The 17594-nt window shown below is 61.6% G+C and carries 20 protein-coding genes; 8 read left to right on the top strand and 12 right to left on the bottom strand.

Annotation, left to right across the window (positions count from 1 at the left end; translation table 11 throughout):
* Position 1: 1 nt before the first annotated feature.
* Positions 2–607 (bottom strand): TetR/AcrR family transcriptional regulator, encoded by a 606-nt coding sequence (locus ACIQTW_RS18940; RefSeq protein ID WP_402940166.1) that lies wholly within the window; start codon positions 605–607, stop codon positions 2–4.
* Between the two features lie 118 nt (positions 608–725).
* Here ACIQTW_RS18940 and ACIQTW_RS18945 point away from each other — a divergent pair, with 118 nt between their 5' ends.
* Complete coding sequence (locus ACIQTW_RS18945; RefSeq protein WP_402940169.1) at positions 726–1292, top strand: NAD(P)H-dependent oxidoreductase; 567 nt, start codon at positions 726–728, stop codon at positions 1290–1292.
* A gap of 81 nt (positions 1293–1373) precedes the next feature.
* Here the strand turns inward: ACIQTW_RS18945 and ACIQTW_RS18950 are convergent, their stop codons facing one another.
* A complete protein-coding gene (locus ACIQTW_RS18950; protein ID WP_402940173.1) occupies positions 1374–1868 on the bottom strand; it encodes a hypothetical protein in 495 nt (164 codons plus the stop codon).
* Positions 1869–1872: 4 nt separating this feature from the next.
* On the opposite strand from ACIQTW_RS18950, the gene ACIQTW_RS18955 reads away from it, so the two are divergent.
* Positions 1873–2286 carry a GerMN domain-containing protein gene (locus ACIQTW_RS18955; protein WP_402940176.1) on the top strand — a complete coding sequence of 138 codons (414 nt, stop codon included), beginning with the start codon at positions 1873–1875 and terminating at the stop codon, positions 2284–2286.
* Positions 2287–2340: 54 nt separating this feature from the next.
* Here the strand turns inward: ACIQTW_RS18955 and ACIQTW_RS18960 are convergent, their stop codons facing one another.
* The 3 genes from ACIQTW_RS18960 to ACIQTW_RS18970 form a co-directional block, all read right to left on the bottom strand.
* The gene (locus tag ACIQTW_RS18960; RefSeq protein WP_402940179.1) at positions 2341–2880 is read right to left on the bottom strand and encodes a hypothetical protein; all 540 of its coding nucleotides are present in this window, start codon (positions 2878–2880) and stop codon (positions 2341–2343) included.
* Positions 2861–3913 (bottom strand): hypothetical protein, encoded by a 1053-nt coding sequence (locus ACIQTW_RS18965; protein ID WP_402940182.1) that lies wholly within the window; start codon positions 3911–3913, stop codon positions 2861–2863. The genes ACIQTW_RS18960 and ACIQTW_RS18965 overlap by 20 nt, the downstream gene beginning before the upstream one ends.
* A 100-nt stretch (positions 3914–4013) precedes the next feature.
* On the bottom strand, positions 4014–4922 hold the full coding sequence (locus ACIQTW_RS18970) for an isocitrate lyase/phosphoenolpyruvate mutase family protein (RefSeq protein ID WP_402940185.1): 909 nt from the start codon (positions 4920–4922) through the stop codon (positions 4014–4016).
* A gap of 50 nt (positions 4923–4972) precedes the next feature.
* On the opposite strand from ACIQTW_RS18970, the gene ACIQTW_RS18975 reads away from it, so the two are divergent.
* The 3 genes from ACIQTW_RS18975 (at position 4973) to ACIQTW_RS18985 (ending at position 7189) form a co-directional block, all read left to right on the top strand.
* Complete coding sequence (locus ACIQTW_RS18975) at positions 4973–6280, top strand: PLP-dependent aminotransferase family protein (RefSeq protein ID WP_402940187.1); 1308 nt, start codon at positions 4973–4975, stop codon at positions 6278–6280.
* Positions 6277–6705, top strand: coding sequence for a universal stress protein (locus ACIQTW_RS18980; protein ID WP_178993701.1), 429 nt, complete (start codon positions 6277–6279; stop codon positions 6703–6705). Before ACIQTW_RS18975 ends, ACIQTW_RS18980 begins: the two co-directional genes overlap by 4 nt.
* 172 nt (positions 6706–6877) lie before the next feature.
* Positions 6878–7189 carry a hypothetical protein gene (locus ACIQTW_RS18985; RefSeq protein ID WP_402940390.1) on the top strand — a complete coding sequence of 104 codons (312 nt, stop codon included), beginning with the start codon at positions 6878–6880 and terminating at the stop codon, positions 7187–7189.
* Between the two features lie 3 nt (positions 7190–7192).
* Here the strand turns inward: ACIQTW_RS18985 and ACIQTW_RS18990 are convergent, their stop codons facing one another.
* The 5 genes from ACIQTW_RS18990 to ACIQTW_RS19010 form a co-directional block, all read right to left on the bottom strand.
* Positions 7193–7789: a phosphatase PAP2 family protein gene (locus ACIQTW_RS18990; RefSeq protein WP_402940393.1), complete on the bottom strand. Its 597-nt coding sequence runs from the start codon at positions 7787–7789 to the stop codon at positions 7193–7195.
* A gap of 76 nt (positions 7790–7865) precedes the next feature.
* Entirely contained in the window at positions 7866–9434 is a 1569-nt protein-coding gene (locus tag ACIQTW_RS18995; protein ID WP_402940190.1) for a dihydrolipoamide acetyltransferase family protein, read from the bottom strand.
* Between the two features lie 104 nt (positions 9435–9538).
* Positions 9539–10519: an alpha-ketoacid dehydrogenase subunit beta gene (locus ACIQTW_RS19000; RefSeq protein ID WP_062072602.1), complete on the bottom strand. Its 981-nt coding sequence runs from the start codon at positions 10517–10519 to the stop codon at positions 9539–9541.
* Positions 10519–11712 (bottom strand): pyruvate dehydrogenase (acetyl-transferring) E1 component subunit alpha, encoded by a 1194-nt coding sequence (pdhA, locus tag ACIQTW_RS19005; RefSeq protein ID WP_402940192.1) that lies wholly within the window; start codon positions 11710–11712, stop codon positions 10519–10521. Before pdhA ends, ACIQTW_RS19000 begins: the two co-directional genes overlap by 1 nt.
* A gap of 151 nt (positions 11713–11863) precedes the next feature.
* Positions 11864–12982 carry a histidinol-phosphate transaminase gene (locus ACIQTW_RS19010; protein ID WP_402940194.1) on the bottom strand — a complete coding sequence of 373 codons (1119 nt, stop codon included), beginning with the start codon at positions 12980–12982 and terminating at the stop codon, positions 11864–11866.
* Positions 12983–13054: 72 nt separating this feature from the next.
* Here ACIQTW_RS19010 and ACIQTW_RS19015 point away from each other — a divergent pair, with 72 nt between their 5' ends.
* Positions 13055–13483, top strand: coding sequence for a phage holin family protein (locus ACIQTW_RS19015; protein ID WP_402940196.1), 429 nt, complete (start codon positions 13055–13057; stop codon positions 13481–13483).
* 28 nt (positions 13484–13511) lie between these two features.
* On the opposite strand, the gene ACIQTW_RS19020 is transcribed toward ACIQTW_RS19015, so the two are convergent.
* On the bottom strand, positions 13512–14765 hold the full coding sequence (locus tag ACIQTW_RS19020) for a hypothetical protein (protein WP_402940198.1): 1254 nt from the start codon (positions 14763–14765) through the stop codon (positions 13512–13514).
* A gap of 95 nt (positions 14766–14860) precedes the next feature.
* A complete protein-coding gene (locus ACIQTW_RS19025) occupies positions 14861–15172 on the bottom strand; it encodes a hypothetical protein (RefSeq protein WP_402940200.1) in 312 nt (103 codons plus the stop codon).
* A gap of 168 nt (positions 15173–15340) precedes the next feature.
* On the opposite strand from ACIQTW_RS19025, the gene purB reads away from it, so the two are divergent.
* Both purB and ACIQTW_RS19035 read left to right on the top strand, forming a co-directional pair.
* The gene (purB, locus tag ACIQTW_RS19030) at positions 15341–16747 is read left to right on the top strand and encodes an adenylosuccinate lyase (protein ID WP_402940202.1); all 1407 of its coding nucleotides are present in this window, start codon (positions 15341–15343) and stop codon (positions 16745–16747) included.
* 150 nt (positions 16748–16897) lie between these two features.
* Positions 16898–17560, top strand: a complete 663-nt coding sequence (locus tag ACIQTW_RS19035) for a histidine phosphatase family protein (RefSeq protein ID WP_402940204.1) — start codon at positions 16898–16900, stop codon at positions 17558–17560.
* The last annotated feature ends 34 nt before the right edge of the window (positions 17561–17594 follow it).

The following is a 17594-nucleotide window of genomic DNA, read 5'->3' on the forward strand; positions in this document are numbered from 1 at the left end:
CTTAGTCGGCGCTCAGAAGCCGGGTGACCAACTCACGCCACGAGTCCGCAAGCCGCGTGGGTGAAATACCTCGAACGCGAACATCATCCACTATTCGCTCAGGGTCCAGCGCGTAGGTCAGGGACATCGCCATCACCCAAGGATCCGCGATTCCGGCCTCCCGCAGCAGGACCTCCATATGTCGATGCGAAAGCTTGGTTGCCGGCACATCAAACCGGTTGCGGGTAGCAGCACCAGCCGCTTTCAGGAGTTCGCCGTTTTCAAGGACGAAGTAGATTCGCCCCTCGCCGAAGGCAAGCAGCCGGTCCATTGGCGCAGCTCCTGGACCCAGCGGAGGCGGCCCGAACATAAAGCCGTGCTGGAATTCGGACTCCGAGTCGCTCAACAGGGTCATCATCAGCCCGGCGCGGCTACCGAAGCGACGGAAGACTGTCCCTTTGCCCACCTTTGCCTTGCAAGCGAGCGCGTCCATGGTCAGTGCCTCGGCGCCCAGCTCGGCCACCAGATCCCGGGCAGCGCTAAGGAGGCGCTCGCGATTTCTCGCTGCGTCACTGCGCTCGTGGGGCGCACCCAGGGGCACGTCCGGCCGAATAGGGATCGAGCTCACAGAAATATTCTAGACCCCGGGAATAGAAAGCGGACCATAGTCCGTTTAGTATCGATGAAGGCTCCCAGCCCAGACATCGAACGGCCGGCACCTCAACCGGCAGACAAAAGGAGACACCATGTCCAAGAACACCGTTCTTACCCTCGTCGGCAGCCTGCGCGCCGATTCCCACAACAAGAAGCTCGCCGAAGCCATTCAGCTGAACGCGCCCGAGAACGTTGATGTGCAGATCCACGGCTCACTGGGCAGCATTCCCTTCTACAACGAAGACATCGACGTCGAAGGCCAGGTTCCTGCCGAAGCCGCTGCCCTCCGCGCTGCAGCAGCCGACGCCGACACCATCCTCCTGGTCACTCCCGAGCACAACGGCACCATGCCCGCTTCCCTGAAGAACGCCATCGATTGGCTGTCCCGCCCGTTCGGCGCCGGCGCACTCTCCGGCAAGCCGACCGCCGTCATTGGAACCGCTTTTGGCCAGTTCGGCGGAGTGTGGGCCCAGGACGAGGCCCGCAAGGCTGCTGGCATCGCCGGCGCCAAGGTACTTGAAGACGTAAAGCTGGCCGTTCCGGGTTCCATGATCCGCTTCGCTGAACTGCACCCGAAGGACGACGCTGAAGTTGTTGAGCAGATCAAGGGCATCTTCGAGCCCCTGACTGCCGTTCAGGACGAAGAAGCAGCAGCCTAGTCTTCGACGCTTTCCATGCCCCTGTTCCGCATTCTGCGGGACGGGGGCATTCGCGTTTCTTCGGTTTTTGGCGGGGCGTGATCAACTCTTGTCCGAACCGTCACCGTAACGGCATGTTGTGTTCCGCCGCCCCGTCCTAACGTTGGAGATACAGGTGGACGGACAGGAGCGCGGGGCTGTCATGCATACCGGACGGGGAGTAAAAAGTACGACGGCGATCACGGCTGCCTGCCTCATTTTCGGCCTCTGGGTGACTGGCTGCACTACTGTCCCGGCCGAACCGTCCGAGTCTGAGGCCGCAGGCCCCCTTCCCACAATTTCCTTGACTTCGCCTGCCACCGCACCTTCACCCGTAGCTTCGGCGCCCGCTGCCTCGGCTCCTGCACCTTCGAGCCCGGGTACTCCCTCCGTGGCCGTCCCCGCCGCGTCGCCCCCGGCAGCAACATCTGCTCCAGCACCGTCCGCGAGTACACCCGCTTCGTCCGTGGCCTCGCCCACCCAACCGGCGGCCGTCGTCGAGCCCTCACCCCAACCTGGCACCAGCGCGCCAGAACCAACAACCACCGCAACTGTCATTCCCGTGGATTCCGACAACTCCGGACCAGCGGTCTACTACGTGGCAATCGACGACGGTGGTGCCCGCGGCGTGCGGTTCGGCTGCAACGACAGCTTGGTACCCATCAGGGGTGTAGCGGTGCCCGGCGATCCGTTGTCCGTGGCCCTGGGACGACTGCTGGAGGCGGGACTGCCAGTGGACAGTGATGCGGCCCTCTACGACTCATTGGCCACTTCGTCGCTGCGCTACCTCTCCGGCTACATGAGCGGCGCAACGGTGGTGGTTAACCTCAGCGGGTCACTGCGGCCCGGAGGCGTGTGCGACATCCCACGGATCCAGGCGCAACTGACGCAGACCATAGTGTCGGCCAGTGGTGCGTCGCGTGCGGAGATCTATGTGAACGGCAGGACATTGACGGAGGCCCTGAGCGTGCGGTGAGGGTGCTGCCGGCGCGTGATTCAGGCACGGGGCTAGTGAGTTGCGCTTTCGTGCTCATGCCGTTGCGATCGCCAGCACCCTCCGGAGCGCCCAAGCTACACGCAACAGGGCAAGGACCGAGGCGAAGGTCAACACAAAGACCAGCGCTTCGGGGATCCACAGGCCTGTGACAGCATCTCCTTCCAGGACCACCGTGACCAAGGCGGCCACCACCAGTAGACCCAGCCCGGGGATGGCAAAAAGGAAAACTTCGCCGATTTGGCGCCGGTGCTTGGCGGAGAGTTTCTCCAAGGGAAGTTCTCGCTGACCCGGCGCAGCCTTCTTTCCCAGCACGTTGATCAGCATGGATACACTCGTCAGAGTCAGGCCAGCAGTGGCGCCGGCCAGCGTGGCGAGTGTCTGGAACAAGGTTCGCCTCGCACCGGGATCCGCGCTTTCCAGCATCAGCGGTTGACGCACAAGGAGCGAGATTCCCAGCCAAATCAGGACGCCAAGCGCAGCCCATCCGAAATCCGCGCTGGGATGCAACAGAAACCAACGCCACAGAGTCCTGCGGCGCCCACTTCGCTCCACGTCAACCTCGTACAAGCTCATGATCTGCACCGCCTTGGTTGTCCTCAGATGTTTGATCAGCCTTGTCAGCGCTCTCCATAGCGGCCACCAGGGCTGCCCGAACAGTGGCTATTCCGCCCGCAACGATGTCCGGGACCAAGCCCGAATCAGCAGGGCCCTTGATGTCCGGCAGGGTCCTGGCGAAAAATGCCTCGTTGTCCCTGGCCTGTTTATTGAGGATGGCAATCGCCTCGCTTGTGGATTTTTGGGGGTCGTTGAAGACATCCGGGTCCACCTCTACGTGCGAGATGAACCGCTCCTTCAGCAGGTCCACCACCTCACGGTCGCCGGTCAGGGAGTCCTTGCCCTCAGCCACCACATAGTCGAAATGCTCCACGGATCCGGCCCTGCGGAAGAGATCAATAAGTTGCTGGATCCGGTCCCGAATCCGCTGTTTGTCCTCGGCCTTTCCTGACCTGCCAACGCTCAGGGAAATCCGGAATGTTCCCTCATTCATGAGCCGTGAGGCGCTGTCCAGAACGTCAGCCCATTCACCCTCCATAAGCTTCCCGGACAGACGTTCGGCAGGAAGCGCGAACTCGAAACGGCTCACCTCCAGCCGGGTGAGGATTTCCTCGATGTCCTCGCGCACAACCGGCACCAGGCTTGGCTCAAGCCCCAGCATTCCTTCGAGGTACTCGCCCATCCTTGATGCCCGGGGGCCATTGCCACTGGTCAGCACAGCGATTACATTCCTCTTCAAAAAGGCGAAGCAGGTGGTCTCCAACAGATGGTCACCCGGAGCCAGCGGCAAGGGCTTGCGCCGCCCGAGGGCGTCGCCGACGCTGGGAAGGTTGGTGTCCCGCACCCGGTCCAAAAGCAGCACGGGGTGCGGAGACGATGCCACCGCCTGGGCGAGCAGCACAGTCCCGTCCGCACTTGTGTAATGCCGGTCCACCCCAGAGTCCTGGGCCTTCTTCAGCACCTCCGCCACGCGGCGCGCTGGAAATGGCCGGCTGAGTTCGTCACCGTTCAGCTGCTCGATCCGCCAGAACTGTACACTGCGCCGTGCCATGGATCCTCCCCTCGTTTTCCATGACCCACGCTATCGGCGAGGTCCGACATTAAAGCCGGGTGCCGGCGTCGTGCCCTGAACCTGCAGGCCGACACAGAGTTCAAAGGCTGTATTTTGGTCCCGGCGCGAACAGGGAGTCCATTTCGTCGTGGCTGCGCGTGCCAGCCAGCCCCGCCCAATTGCCGTCGCCGAGGATTTCCTTTGCCACCCGGGCCACCTTGGCATACGCCGCTTTGGCCGTATTGCCGCCAATGCTGACGCGACGAACCCCGGCGTCGTGGAGCTCAAGGGGCGACGGCGCCCCGACGCCCGCCAGCGCGTTGAGAGGTGCGGGAATCCTGCTGGACAACTCATGGAGGACATGTAGATCCACGACGCCGGGCACGAAGATTCCGTCCGCCCCCGCAGTGAGGTAGGCCTCCGCACGGCGCAACGTTTCGTCGTAGGCAGTTTCCGCGAACTGGCCCGAGAGGTAGGTGTCGGTACGGGCATTGATGAACAACGGTATTCCACGATCGTCAGCAACTGCGCGAATCAAGGCAATCCGGCGCGACTGTTCGTTGATGTCCGTGAGCGGTTCGGTGGCGGAGTCCTCAATGTTGATGCCAACGGCTCCCTCGTCCAGGACCGCATGGACAGTGGCACGAAGTTCGTCGTCGGTACGCCCGTAGCCCGTCTCAATGTCTGCAGAGACCGGTAACCGGGTTGCCCCCGCAATGCGACCAAGTGCAGCCATTGCCAGGCCCCATGGCACGTGGTCACCGTCCCGGAACCCCAGGCTCCATGAGACAGCCGAGCTCGAGGTGGCAATCGCGGTCGCACCCGCCTCCTCCACCACACGGGCGGAAGCCGCGTCCCACACGTTCACCAGCACAAGCGGCATTGGCCCGGCGTCGTGAAGTTTATGAAAGTGTTCTGCTTTGGTCACGGATCCCCTGTGCGCTGTCATAGCTACATTCCAGCCCTTCATGATCGTGGCGTAAAGGATTGCCTGCGAAACTGAAGTCATTCGAAAACAACTGTTGCCTCTTTAGCAACATCGAGGAGTATCCTTTCACTGTGACCCACGAAACACTGGATGCCGGCGCAACGTTGCCTGCTGAAGCCATCGACGCCATTGAGCGGGCCGCTACGGCCGCTCACCCGCACGAGGAACTGTTCTCCGCGCGGGCCGCCAATATCAAACAGTCCGCTGTCCGGGACGTCTTCGACATCTCGATGCAGCCAGGCCTGGTCTCCCTTGCCGGCGGCAACCCCTACCTGCAGTCGCTACCCTTGGAGAAGCTTGGCCAAACTGCGGCCCGCATCATCGCCGAAGAGGGTATGACCGCCCTGCAGTACGGCGGCGGCCAAGGCACGGAAGAACTCCGCGCGCAGATCTGCGACATCATGGCAGCCGAGGGGATCACCGACGCCCGTCCCGAGAACGTGGTCATTACCGCTGGATCGCAGTCCGCCCAGGATGTTGCCACGAAGGTTTTCTGCAACCCGGGCGACGTTGTCCTGGTGGAAAATCCCACTTATGTGGGCGCCCTGAATACGTTTGAGGCGTACCAAGTCCAGGTGGAACCTGTGGAAATGGACGACGACGGGTTAGTACCCGAGCTTCTTGAGGCCAGGATCGCGGCACTTCAGGCAGAGGGCAAGAACATCAAGTTCCTCTACACGATCCCCAACTTCAACAACCCCTCAGGCATCACGCTGGCCGCAGAGCGCAGGCAGCGGATCGTCGATATATGCCGTAATGCGAATGTCATCGTCCTCGAGGACAACCCTTACGGACTCCTGCGGTTCGACGGCCATCCGATCGCGCCGATGCGAGCCGCCAACCCGGATGATGTCATCTATCTGGGCTCCTTCTCTAAAATCTTTGCCCCCGGACTCCGCATTGGCTGGGCCCTGGTTCCCGCGCACTTGCAGCGTCGTTTCTACCTCGCCTCCGAGGCGGTGACCCTCTGCCCGCCTCCGCTGAATCAAATGCTCGTCTCGGCATACCTCCGGGAGTACGACTGGGAAGGGCAGATCGAAACCTACCGGACGCTTTATGCGGAACGCTGCCATGCCCTGTTGTCCGCACTCGACGAATACATGCCCGCAGGCCTCACGTGGACGCGCCCGGACGGCGGCTTCTTCGTTTGGGTCACGCTGCCCGAAGGCGTCGATACCTATCCCCTGCTCGGAAAGGCAATTGACGCGGGAGTCGTCTTCATCCCGGGTGCTGCCTTTTCTCCGGCTGACGGACCTTCCAACAAGCTCCGTCTCGCTTTCAGCGCCGTACCGCCGGATACGATAGCCGAAGGTGTCCGCCGCTTGGCCCCTGTCCTGGCGGATGCCGTTGAAGCTACCAATGAAGGAGCACCACAATGACCGGAGTTGTGATCGTCGGAGTAGACGGCAGCGAGACAGCAATGAGGGCAGCACAGGCCGCCCAGCAGTTGGCGATCGGCCTTGGAGCCAGCCTTCGCGTGGTCAGCGCCTTCGACAGCAACCGAACAGAGGTGGTTGAGATCGGCACCGATAAGTGGATCGTCTCCGACGCCGCCGAAGCTGAAGCTGTGGCTCGCGCCGTCGCGGAGCGCCTGATGGATGACCGCCTGGAGGTTACCTACTCCGCGGCCCGGGGAAAACCGGGTGAAGCTTTGGTCAAAGAGGCTGAGGTGCAGGATGCCCGTTTGATCGTGGTGGGGAACCGCCGCATGCAGGGCCTGGGCCGCGTGCTTGGAAGCGTGGCCAACACCGTTGCGCACACCGCTCCCTGCGACGTCTACATCGCCAAGACCGACCAGCCCTAACGCGAGCTGAATCACGCCGCCGGGTGGGGAGTCTCACCCGGCGTTTGGCGTCTTTTGAGCCTGCACCCTGAAGTCATCGTTATAAAATCGAGATGCTCGCAATGGCGCGTGCCACCTCCACATACTGACTTCAGGGATCATTTACTTGCTTACTTTGCAGCCGCGCCAGCGCGTGGGACACGACATTCTTCTTGCCCGCCACGGCAATCACATCAGCACAATGCGCTATGACCGAACCAACGACCGCATCATCGCCATGCTGGACGACGGTTCCTGGGACAGCGCCCCCAACATGATCTCCCCTAGTCTTGAGATGCCCGAAACGTTCGGCAGCGTCTTCCGCAAGGATTGGCGCTTCCTTTCCCTGGCATGTGTTGCCATGGTCACCGTGGCCGCCGTCGCCATGGGCATCAGCGTGGAGATGGCAAACCACATGTCGACGACGGAACTGCAGGCGCTGCTGGTCAATTACCCGGCGTTCTAGCTGCTAGAGCATCCACTCCCGCAGCAGCCACCAAAGGCCCGCGATGACAATGCCTCCAAATAGCGAGCCTGCAATAACTTGAGCAAGGGTGTGGGCGCGCAATACCAATCGTGACCAGCCAACCGCCGGCACGAGGAGCAACAGGGGAAGCCACTCCGGTCCGAACATCATGACGGAGATAACGACGGCCGCCGCAAGAGCCGACGCGTGCCCGCTCATTTTCCAGAACGCACTGACTACGGCCAGAACCCCGATTCCTCCAATGAGCGCGATGATCATCACCGTGACGCTCACCGGACCACTGAGCAAGTGCAGGACGAGCAGGCCAACCACCACTGACCCCAACGTCATCAAAAGCAACGCGGGCCGCTGACGTCGGTCGCTGACGTGGTGGTCCGTAATCTTGCCCAGCTTCACCATCGCCAGCACGTACGCCAGCGGCAGGACACAGACGAACATCGCCGCGAGCAGCCCGAACCATATGGTCCCCGGGAAGCCCGGTTCAATGGCAGGGCTGATCAGCAGGAGGACCAGCACAACAACCGGCGGCTGGAAAACTTCCGTCAGCACCCGGGCAACCGTCCGCCACGGCCCGGTCAACAGCTGAGGGGGCACACGGCCTGTTGCCTCTGCTATCGTCTCGGTGCCACGGCCGGCGCCTGGGTCGGCTTGCCGGTCAGTCAAGCAGCAGGGCCGGTTCTTCAAGAATGGATGCAACGTCCGCCATAAAGCGCGCAGACAAATCCCCATCCACCACGCGGTGGTCGAAGGAACCGCCGAGTGTTGTGATCCAGCGCGGGATGACTTCGCCGTCCAGGACCCAGGGCTTCTGCTTGATGGTTCCGAAGGCAATGATGGCTACTTCACCCGGGTTGATAATAGGGGTTCCGGTATCAATGCCGAGCGCGCCGATGTTGGTGATGGTCAGGCTTCCACCCTGCATTTCAGCCGGCTGCGTCTTCCCTGCCCGGGCCTTGGTTGCCAACTCGTTAAGCGCAAGGGCCAGTTCCTTGAGGGAGAGGTCCTGTGCGTCCTTGATATTGGGCACCATAAGACCGCGCGGGGTCGCAGCGGCGATGCCAAGGTTCATATAGTGCTTCACCAGGATCTCCGCTCCCCCCTTACCGTCAGCGTTCTCCACCCAGGTTGCGTTGACGCTGGGGTTCCGGGCAGCAGCCCAGATCACTGCCTTTGCAAGGATGAGCAGCGGCGAGACCTTGATGCCTTCAAAGTCGCGGGAAACCTTCAGCCGCTTGACGAACTCCATGGTGCGGCTGGCATCCACGTCCACGAAAATGCTGACGTGGGGAGCCGAGAAAGCTGACTCAACCATGGCCTTGGCGGTCGCCTTACGAACACCCTTGACGGGCATCCGCTCAACGCGCTGATCCTGCGGCTTCTTCGAGGCACCCCAAAAACTGTCCGCTTGGTCATGCTCGGCGTCGCGCTGGGCTTGGTAGCTCACCAGGTCCTCGCGGGTCACTTCACCGCGCTCCCCTGTGGCTACGACATCAGCGAGATCGATGCCGAGGTCGCGGGCAAACTTGCGGACGGGAGGCTTTGCCAAGACCTTGTTGACCAAGCCGCTAATGGTTCCGCTGATGGCCGCACCGCGGGAGGCAGCGGACTGCGGAGCTTGGGCGACAGGCCCGGCGGGCTGAGCCTGGGTAACAGGCGCTGGCGGGACAGGGGCGACGACGGCGGAGGCCGCAGTGCGGTGTGAAACCGGTGATTCGGCTGCTTTGGCTTCCACCACCGCTTGGTGGTCCTGAACGGTACCTTCGGCGCTCTCGGCGACGGTAAATGCCTCAACCGCGGCCCCGGCCGGGCGTTTGCGCGCGCGGCGCTTCACGGCGTCGGCCTTGGGCCCTGAACCTACCAGCGGACCGCCGGCCGGACGGTTGTCGTCGGTGTCGTCGTCGGCAGGCAGCTTGCCATAAAGGGGCATCTCGACGGCGGGTGCCTCGGGTGCAGCAGGCGTCACCGGCGTCGGGTCACCCTCCTGGCCTTCCGAAACAGCGATGATCGCCGTGCCGACTTCAACCGTGATGCCTTCCTCAACCAGCAGCTCCGTGACAGTGCCCGCAAAAGGCGAAGGGAGCTCGACGAGGGACTTGGCGGTCTCGATCTCGCACAAGACGTCATTGATGGCGACGACGTCACCTGGCTTGACCTTCCAAGCCACTACCTCGGCCTCGGTCAGGCCTTCGCCAACGTCCGGCAGGTTGAATTTCTTTACAGTCACAGTGGTCCTCGATTTCCGGTCACCCGGCTGCGAAGCCGGGCTGGATCAGGGCGGTTAGTAGGACGGCGGTTGGTAGAGCACGAGGTCTTGCCAGGACCGCAGTTCTAGTAGGACAAGGAGCGGTCGAGCGCCTCAAGGATTTTGTCGATATCCGGCAAGTAGTCCTCTTCCACCTTGGCGACGGGGTACGGCATATGGAACCCTCCAACGCGAATGACCGGAGCCTCCAGGTGCAGGAATGCCCGCTCGCTGATGCGCGCGGCAATTTCGCCACCGATGCCACCAAAGGTGGGGGCTTCATGGGCTACGATCAGGCGGCCCGTCTTCTTGACCGAGGCTTCCACAGTGTCAAAGTCCAAAGGCGAGATGGAACGGAGGTCGATGACTTCAATGCTCCGTCCGTCCTCAGTGGCAGCATTGGCAGCCGCCAGCGCAACCGGTACCAGCGGGCCATAGGCCACAATGGTCGCATCCGTTCCCTCGCGGACAACGTGCGCTTTGAAGGGGTCCTCGGAAAGACCTGCGTTCTCGACGTCCACCTCACCCTTGAGCCAGTAACGGCGCTTGGGTTCGAAGAAGATGACGGGGTCCTGGCACTCGATGGCCTTTTGGATCATCCAATAGGCATCATGGGCATTGGAAGGGGAAATGATGCGCAGGCCCGCAGTGTGGGCGAACAGCGCTTCAGGCGACTCTGAGTGATGCTCGATGGACCCGATGCCGCCGCCGTACGGAATGCGGATAACCACCGGAACGGTCAGCTTGCCGAGGCTGCGGGAGTGGATTTTGGCCAGCTGGGTGGTGATCTGGTTGAAAGCGGGGTAAACGAAGCCGTCAAACTGGATTTCGCACACTGGTGAGTATCCGCGAAGGGCCAGGCCTATGGCGGTTCCGACGATGCCGGACTCAGCCAAGGGGGTGTCCACCACGCGTTCGTCGCCGAATTCCTTGATAAGGCCATCCGTGACACGGTAAACACCGCCCAGATGTCCGATGTCCTCGCCCATCAGCAAGGACTTGGGGTTGTTCGTCAGCGATGCCCGCAGGCCCTCATTGATGGCCTTCGCAATGGTCATTGTTGCCATCAGTTAGCTGCCTCCTGGTCGCTCTCGAAGCCGGCCGAGTACTCCTCGAACCAAGCCAGTTCCTCCGCGATCAGCGGATGTTGTTCTGCGTAGACACTGGCAAAGGCTTCGCGGATATCCGGGACCTCAAGGCCATGGGTTGTGCTTCGGACGTACTTGGCGAGCTCATCGCCGTCGGCCTTGACCTGGTCGAAGAACGCTTCATCCGCCAAACCCTCCGCGCGCAGGTACTTCTCCAGGCGGTCGAGCGGATCTTTCTCGCGCCAGGCAGCTTCTTCGGCGGATTCCCGGTACTTGGTTGGGTCATCGGCAGTGGTGTGTGCGCCCACCCGGTAGGTGTAGGCCTCGATCAGCACAGGGCCCCGGCCCTCCCGGGCGTGCTCGAGTGCCCACTCCGTAACGGCATGGACTGCGATGACGTCGTTGCCGTCCACTCGGATTCCCGGGAAACCGTAGCCCTTGGCGCGGTTCGCGAGCGGAACCTTCGTCTGGACTTCAGTAGGCACGGAAATGGCCCAGTGGTTGTTCTGGCAGAAGAAAACAACCGGGGCGTTGTACGACGCCGCAAAGACCATCGACTCATGGACGTCGCCTTCGGAGCTGGCGCCGTCACCGAAGTAAGCGATGACTGCAGCCTTGGGGTCTGTGGAGTCAGATGCCGCTGCGAACTTCTGGTCCCTTTGGATACCCATGGCATAGCCAACAGCGTGAAGCGTCTGGGCTGCGAGCACCAATGTATAGAGGTGGAAGTTGTTCTCCCGCGGATCCCAGCCACCGTTGGACACCCCGCGGAACTGCTTGAGCAGCTCGGCGAGGTCTACATTGCGGACCAGCGCAACGCCGTGTTCACGGTAGGTGGGGAAGATGTAGTCCTGGGACTGGCTCGCATGGCCCGAACCAATCTGGGCGGCCTCCTGGCCGGTAAGCGGCACCCACAAGGCAAGCTCGCCTTGGCGCTGCAGTGCCGTGGCCTCCTGGTCAAAGCGACGGATCCTCGCCATATCCGCGTAGAAAACACGGAGCTTCTCCGGATCGATCCGCTTGGCGTAGTCCGAGAAGACGGGATCGGATCCCAATTTCCCGTCGGGCCCTAGCAACTGCACCATTTCCACTGGTTCGCCTGGTGCGGCTGCTGCCGCGGTGGTTGCCGCGAGACTTTCTTCCGGCCCGGGGGGCAGTTGTGTCGAGCCCATTCCGTCTCCTTGCTTGCCGTGGCGAGGCGCCGGGCAATGTCTGTCGCTGGGATATATGCCCGTTCCGGAATGCATTCCGGAACGGGCATATATTTTGGCTTTCGTCCCTTACTTTATCGGCAGTAAGTAGCGTTGGCGCATTTGTTAACCGCTAGGAACCTTGCGGAGCCTTTGTATAACCTGCACAGAGATCCAAGAACCGGGTGTTGGCTTCCACCTCGCCGATACTGACCCGAACACCCTCATTTCCAAAGGCACGAACAGACAAGGCTTGCTCTGCCGCCAAGGCAGCAAACTCCCCGCTGTGCTCCCCCAAATTCAACCAAACAAAGTTGCCTTGAGCTTCAGGAACGAACCAGCCCAGTTCCCTCAGGCCAGCGATCACGCGGTCCCGTTCATCCACCAGGCTTTGTACCCTTTCCACAACCTGATCGAAATTCTCCAGTGAAGTAACAGCGGCACGTTCTGCAATTTGGGAAACGGCAAAAGGAGTAGCTGTTACCCGGAGATGCTGGGTAAGCAAAGGACCGGAGACACTGTAACCAACGCGCAAGCCAGCCAGGCCGTGGGCTTTCGAGAAAGTCCTGAGCACCACCACATTGGGGTATTTGCTGTAGAGCTTGATGCCGTCCACAGCCTCGGCGTCCCGCACAAATTCCTGATAGGCCTCATCGATGACCACCACAACGTTTGGCGGCATGGCTTGGATGAACCGCTCCGTTTCCTCGGCTGTGAGAATCGGTCCGGTGGGGTTATTGGGCGTGCACAGGAGAATCACTTTGGTGCGTACGGTGACTGCGGCAGCCATAGTCTCGAGGTCGTGGCGCCCGTCCGGTAACAAGGGGATTTGCACACTGGCTGCCCCTGCGAGGCCCACGCAGATGGGGTAGGCCTCGAAAGAACGCCAGGCGTAGATCACTTCGTCCTGCTTGCCGTCCTCATTCTGGCCGGCGAACGTGGCCAGAATCTGGTTCAGTGCCCCAAGGCTCCCGGCGCCAGTGACGACATCGTCAGCGGGAACATCCAGGAAGCCGGCCAAAGCGTTCCGCAGCTTGGTGGCCAGGGGATCCGGGTATCGGTTGATGTCAGTCTGGTCCGCGATTGCCTGCAACACTGCAGGAATCGGAGGGAGAGGGTTTTCGTTGGACGACAATTTGTAGCTGGTGAGGCCCTCAATCGCAGCAGGGGGTTTTCCAGCCGCATACTTGGGGAGCCTGTCTACGACCGGACGAGGGAGTACGCCCTCCGGTACGTTGTCAGTAGTAGTCATGGCTTCAAGCCTACTTGCCCATCCACGGCTGACGCCGAGCTCTTTAACAGGCGTGTGTGAAACCATGGGCCCATGGGTTCCTTCATCATTCGTGTCCTCATCAACGGGCTTGCCCTGTGGGTTGCAACCTGGCTTCTGCAAGGCATGGACATCTCCACAAGTGCCACAGAGTCGGCCGCAGCCAACGCAGGACTTACGCAGGGGGCAGACACCGCCGGCATCATTTTGGCGTATCTGTTCATCGGTTTGATCTTTGGAGTGGTGAACGCCTTTGTCCGTCCGTTGGTGAGGCTGTTGTCCCTCCCTGTGACCATCCTGACGCTTGGCTTGTTCACCATCGTGATCAACGCAGCGATGCTGTACCTGACGGCATGGCTGAGCACCTTCACGCCCGTGCAACTCACTATCGATTCTTTCTTCTGGACAGCAATCCTGGCGTCGATCATCATCAGCATCATCTCCATGGTGGCAGGCCTGATTCCGGGTGCAAGGAAGCGCTAGCAGATCCGGATACCCGTCGTCTCCTTCTTCAGGGCTTTACCTTGTTCCGGCTCCAGCCCTCGTATCTGGAAGTGGCTGGCGTTGCGGGACGGAGAACCTGGAGGGGCGCTCTTTCCAGCTTGAACCGCGTCACCTTGGCAATCCCGCCAGCCCCGACAACACCCGCAAATGCGGCAGTCGATGCTGCGAGTGACTCGTCACGGCTTGCCTCAACAAATTCTGCTCCGGCAGCGTAGTTTTCCTGATCGTGCCCGGGGCCGATGCCGGGATCTTCCCCTTCGGGTGTCTTGACTTCATTGCTCAGTGTGACCGTCACCCTGTCCTTGTTATCGGCGTTGACCCGGCCGTCTGCTCCTGGAACCCAGTCTTGGACGTGTTCCAGATGGAGCGAATTGATGCCGGGCTCAGCCGAGATGCTGCCGACGGGCGCCCCGGCCGTCAGCACATACTTGAGATCGAATTCGCTGAGAAATGCCTTGTCCCGGCTGAGGTTCATGGCGTGGATACCTCCCTGGCTGTGTCCCACTGCCACTACTTGATCGCCCGCCTCAGCCCCGGCTTCACGGAGTGCCGTGCCAACAGCCGGGACAACTTCTTCGGAGCCGTAACCCAGTGCTTCGCCAATTCCTTGAATGTCGAAAGGATTGGTAGGTGGTGAATCAGGCTGGGTTCCGGGGATCAGCACCATCCATGAAGCAGAGCCGTGGTTGTCAAAGCGAATCACTTCGACCTCACCGTCGTTCCGGGCGTGAAGCCTCTCGAGACGACGAAGGCTTTCCGCCATGGACGGATCCACGTCTTCGTCCGTTATACCCATCTTTTCGATGCTTATCGGGCGGGGTTGATAGGTGGCCACTAGTGGTGAATCAAGAAGGGTACGCAGTATGTCTGATAGCTCATAGCCATCGGGGATGAGGCGGTTATAGCCCTCCTCCGTGAGGTCCCGCCCCAGTGACAAAAGGACAGGTGCGTCAGAGAATCGATACTGGTCAAAACTCAACGCGTGCGGCCTGGCGTTCTTGGCCTCCGCTGCCTCGTAATCCCGGTGGCTGGCGCGCACACTTCCACTGACCTCCACCAATTCCTGGCGAACCTTTCCCACTTGCTTCCGGCTCTCGGCCACAGCGTTGAGGGCATTACAGCCGGTGTCATAGGAATCGTAGAGAAAGAGTTCCAGGCAGTCTTGGACCTGACGCGCTTCTTCTTCGATGGCCACGAGCTGTTGGACCAGGTCGTCCAGCGTGCCCGCACCCCTTAGGAGCTCCTCAAGTTGAAAAGACATCCCTCCCACCCCTCCCCTGATATTGAGGATCCCGTCACTGACTGGGCGAGAGGGTTGTGGTGCTGAGCCGGCCCCGACGGGAGCTGCATCTGCCATTACGGACCCCGTTCGCCGGAGACGGAGACGTTTTGAGAGTGTCGGAGCACGATGGCAACGGAGGCTTCCACCGACTCACGTGCACGCATCAGCGCTGAAGCATGCAGGGCAAGGGTGGTCCGGTAGGCCCTTCCCGCGGGAGAAAGCCAGTCATCCACCTGCGCTCTCCGCAGGGACGTGAGAACCTGGTCCACTTGGTCTACGCACGCTTGCATCCGCCAAGCGAGCCTTTGGACTTCGTGGCTTCGCGAAGCACACTCCAAGGGATCAAAAGTGGGCGGGTTGGGTGCAGGCATCAAGCCGACGCTCATTGTCTGTGTACTCCATTGATTGTTCTGCTGATCGGTAGGGTCGACGCTACGCAGCGGCCGAATCCAACGGAAGGGCCGCCGTCGGCTATGTGGATAACCCGATCGGCCGTCCACATAGGCTCGTCATCGACTCCCGACCCCTGCGCGGAGCATGAAAGAATAGGCGACATGGCTGAATCCACCCGCGTGTCCCTCGCTTCCGAACCCCTCGCCCTTGGCGCCCTTGACGGCCGCTACCGTGCCGCCGTCGCACCCCTCGTTGACTACTTGTCCGAGGCCGCGCTTAACCGCGATCGCGTTCACGTCGAAGTTGAATGGCTCATCCACCTGACCAGCCAGTCCGTATTGCCCGGCGCAGGGCCGCTGTCCGACGAGCAGGTGGCCCAGCTGCGTGCCATCGTCAACGAATTCGATGCCGCCTCTGTCAACGAACTCGCCGAAATCGAAGCCGTCACCGTCCACGACGTCAAGGCTGTCGAGTACTACATCGGCCGCCGGCTGCCGGCCATTGGCATCGAGAACCTCACCGCCTTGGTGCATTTCGGGTGCACGTCAGAAGACATCAACAACCTCTCCTACGCTGTGGGTATCAAAGGTGCCGTGGAGAACGTGTGGCTGCCCAACGCCACCGCCCTCGTGAAGCAGATCGAAGCCATGGCCGAAGCAAACCGCTCCGTGCCCATGCTGTCCCGCACCCACGGCCAGCCTGCAACGCCCACCACGCTTGGCAAGGAACTTGCTGTCATAGCGCACCGCTTGAATCGCCAACTGGCGCGGATTGCAAAGACTGAGTACCTGGGCAAGATCAACGGCGCCACTGGCACCTACGCGGCGCACGTCGCTTCCGTTCCCAGCGCTGACTGGGAAGCCGTCGCCAAGACGTTCGTAGAAGGCCTGGGCCTTACCTGGAACCCGCTCACCACGCAGATCGAGAGCCACGACTGGCAGGCTGAGCTTTACGCCGACATTGCACGCTTCAACCGCATCCTGCACAACGTCTGCACGGACATCTGGAGCTACATCTCCATCGGTTACTTCCGCCAGATCCCGGTCGCCGGGGCCACGGGTTCCTCCACGATGCCGCACAAGGTCAACCCGATCCGCTTCGAGAACGCGGAAGCCAACCTGGAAATTTCCAACGGCCTCCTGGACACCTTGGGCGCCACGCTGGTCACCTCCCGTTGGCAGCGCGACCTCACGGACTCCTCCTCGCAGCGGAACATCGGCGTCGCCTTCGGCCACTCGCTGCTCGCGATCTCCAACGTAGCCAAGGGCCTGAAGGCCCTGGACGTCGCAGAGGAAGTCCTCGCTGGCGACCTCAACACCAACTGGGAGGTCCTGGGTGAAGCCATCCAGATGGTCATGCGCGCCGAAGCCATCGCTGGCGTCGAAGGCATGGAAAACCCGTACGAACGCCTCAAGGACCTGACCCGCGGCCAGCGCGTGGACGGTGCCCGCATGCAGGAATTCGTTCAGGGTCTTGGCCTCTCCCCCGACGCCGAGGCACGCCTGCTCGCCCTTACCCCGGGCAAGTACACGGGCATTGCGGACAAACTGGTGGACCACCTTCAGTAAGGGACCACCTGCAGTAGGACAGAATGCTCGACGACGGCGGGCCGGGGCTGGGTGCCTCGGTCCGCCGTCGGCGTTTAGGCTGGAGAGCAGAAGCGGGGTCCCTCACCCACTCAATCCCGGAACAGCTATCACGTAAGGAGCGGGGCACTAATGAAGCTCCTGTTGATCAGGCACGGGCAGACACCCGGCAACGTCGCGGGCCAGTTGGACACCGCATTCCCGGGGCCGGGGCTGACGGAGCTCGGCGAACGACAAGCTGCCGCACTCCCTGAAGCCCTGGCTGACGAAGCCATCGAAGCCCTGTACACGTCGACGTTGCTGCGCACCCATCGGACAGTCGCGCCTTTGGCGAAGGCCACCGGATTGGAGCCAACAATTCTGGACGGCGTCCATGAAATTGAGGCTGGGGCGCTGGAGAAGAAAACCGATCACGAATCCCACCTTCGCTACATGAGCACGGTCTTCGCTTGGACGGACGGTGACTTGGATGTGCGCATGCCCGGAGCATTCAACGGGCACGACTTCTTCACGAGGTTTGATGCCTCGGTACGCAAAGTTGCCCAAGCTGGACACTCCTCAGCGGCAATCGTCAGCCACGGTGCCGCAATCCGCTGCTGGGCGGGACGCAGGGCAACGGACATAGACACGGTGTTCGCCGAAACCCATCAACTCCCGAACACCGGGATCGTGGCCTTGGAAGGCGACCCCGAAGGCGGATGGCGGGTGCTGCATTGGGACCAGATCCCGGTTGGAGGCATGGCACTGGCAGACCAAACCGCCGAGGATCCCACGGGCGAGGCACTTCAGCCCTGATCCGTTGGGCCCATCCAGTGATATTCCGGGGTTC

Source organism: Paenarthrobacter sp. NPDC090517 (assembly GCF_044769165.1).
Taxonomy (GTDB): domain Bacteria; phylum Actinomycetota; class Actinomycetes; order Actinomycetales; family Micrococcaceae; genus Arthrobacter.